The sequence below is a fragment of the Pantoea piersonii genome (assembly GCF_003612015.1).
In the GTDB taxonomy this organism is placed as follows: Bacteria; Pseudomonadota; Gammaproteobacteria; order Enterobacterales; family Enterobacteriaceae; genus Pantoea; species Pantoea piersonii.
On sequence record NZ_RARB01000026.1, the window covers coordinates 1 to 2,413 of the forward strand.

A 2,413-nucleotide genomic window follows, 5' to 3' on the forward strand; every position below is an offset into this window, starting at 1 on the left:
TTATGACGAAGCGAAATATTTGCTGGCTCTCGAAGCGAGACACTCGCCCTTACTGAAGCCATAAAAAGCTTGTCGAATGTCTCAGGGCGTGAAGCGGACATTGCAGACTGCCCAGTAGAAAAAGTGCTATCAGAATTATCTAAAGGAAGATCGTATTTACCATGTCTCATTCTAACTGTTTAATAAATTACAAAAATTAAAATTTCCATTTAATATCATCGCGTTAAGCAAGAGAATTAAACCTCTCATTTAATTTATGATTCTTATTTAATTCATGAGTTGGTGTAAAAATAGGTTGCCGCACTATAGAAAGACACATATTTAAACCCAGCAGGAAATCATATTTGAAAGTAATGTGTTTAAGGGGCTGCGTAACAAGAACAGCAAGTAAACACATAGTAATAACAGTTACCATTCCCATTTCGCAAGTGGCCATATCAGAGGTGAACTAATGCCTGCTGCAATTTTAAGAATTAAGGTTATCCTAATAATTCTTTTGTATGATTAAGATCATCGATAAATTTACTAAGGACTCATTAATGAAATTGCGACTCTGGAATCTATTACCCCATGATTACGCTCCTTTTTTTCGTATTCTTCACATCATTGTGGCATTTCTAATATTATCACAAATTATTAACTCTAATCTGACAGAGACCGAAGCAATTGGTGAACATAGTCTTGAAGGAGTTATAACCTGGATGCACATTATTTCAGGGTTAGGACTGATTATTTGTGGTTTTATTATGTTAAGTTGGATGCTTACTCAAAGAGGTTTTACTTATTATTTTTCATGGGTAGGGCTTGACTTTAGTGGTATTAAGCAAGATATAAAAACGTTGACTAGTTTCCGACTGCCCGATGCACATTCGGGAGGTATTGCCAGTACAATCCAAGGATTTGGAGTTCTAGCATTGCTAATTGTAGCACTTTCAGGTGGCCTATGGTTCTTGTTGAATACCATGCAGTCAAATCTGGCTGAAACAGTAATCCACTGGCATAAGTTCTTTACTACTTTCATTGAGGTCTATTTTTATGCACATGGTGCAATGGGAGTTTTGCATATTTTAATTGAAAAATATAAAAGCCGCTCAGTTAACCTAAGTGACTAATCTGTTGTGAGATAATATTACTTCAAGTTGAAGAAAACCCTAAAAATAAAATTTAGTTTACTAGAAGATGAAACAGCACTTGCAGAGACTTTTTAATTAAATTTAATAAAAACGAAAAAATATTCATGGCGAAATGATTGTTTAATTATCTATCATGGATAGAAATGTGAGTTAGTCGTCCTATTTTAGGAAGTTAATAATGACTAAAACAAAAGGGTTACCTCGTCCGCTGACGCACTACGCTTGGCTTTCCATTGCCACGGCTATTGCCACTATCGGACTCAAAGGTGTGGCGTGGAAAATGACCGGTTCGGTCGGTCTGCTATCTGATGCCATCGAATCCGTAGTTAACCTCGCAGGAGCCCTAATGGCGCTCTGGATGCTGACCTTGGCTGCGCTTCCGGCCGATGAGAACCATGCATATGGGCACGGCAAAGCCGAATATTTCTCGAGTGCTTTCGAAGGATTTCTGATCCTATTGGCGGCAGCCAGTATCGCCTATACCGCAGTTGAGCGGATGTTAACTCCACAGCCGCTTGAGGAGATTGGTCTCGGATTACTGGTTTCAACAGTCGCATCAATCCTTAATTTTGTGACGGCTCGCATTTTGTTAAGGGCTGGCAGGCAGCACAACTCTATCACTCTTGAGGCAGATGCTCATCACCTGCTGACCGATGTCTGGACGTCGGTCGGTGTCATTTTTGGTGTCGGACTGGTTTATCTGACCGGCTGGTTTTGGGTCGATCCGATCGTTGCATTGCTGGTCGCAGCCAACATCGTTTGGACTGGTTATCAGCTTATGAGTCGTTCAGCTGCAGGTCTGATGGACGTATCGCTACCCACGGAAGAACTCAAAAAAATCGAGTCACTGCTGGCAGGATATCGTGAACAGGGGCTTGATTTCCATGCACTACGTACACGCCAGGCTGGCGGGCGGGCGTTTATGACAATGCACATCCTAGTTCCTGGGCGATGGACTGTTCAATATGGGCACGACTGGGCCGAGCGTATAGAGAATGATATCCGCACCGCACTGCCTTTTATCCATATCACCACTCATGTGGAACCGTTGGAAGATCCCGCGTCAATGAACGACCAAACGCTCGACATTTCTGATCACTAAACTAACCACATGTCGCTGGTCGGGCAGGGTAACAAACCTCGCTCTACAAAAATTTCAGGTATTCTCTATAATTCTGAGGGGCACTGTTGCAAAGTTAGCGATGAGGCAGCCTTTTGTCTTATTCAAAGGCCTTACATTTCAAAAACTCTGCTTACCAGGCGCATTTCGCCCAGGGGAT

Annotated in this window: 2 protein-coding genes; both read left to right on the top strand. The window is 41.9% G+C overall.

Going from position 1 to position 2,413, the window contains the following annotated elements; genetic code table 11:
• Positions 1-539: 539 nt before the first annotated feature.
• Positions 540-1,112 carry a cytochrome b/b6 domain-containing protein gene (locus D7S44_RS23230; RefSeq protein ID WP_001515348.1) on the top strand — a complete coding sequence of 191 codons (573 nt, stop codon included), beginning with the start codon at positions 540-542 and terminating at the stop codon, positions 1,110-1,112.
• Positions 1,113-1,311: 199 nt separating this feature from the next.
• A complete protein-coding gene (locus D7S44_RS23235) occupies positions 1,312-2,235 on the top strand; it encodes a cation diffusion facilitator family transporter (protein WP_000167917.1) in 924 nt (307 codons plus the stop codon).
• The last annotated feature ends 178 nt before the right edge of the window (positions 2,236-2,413 follow it).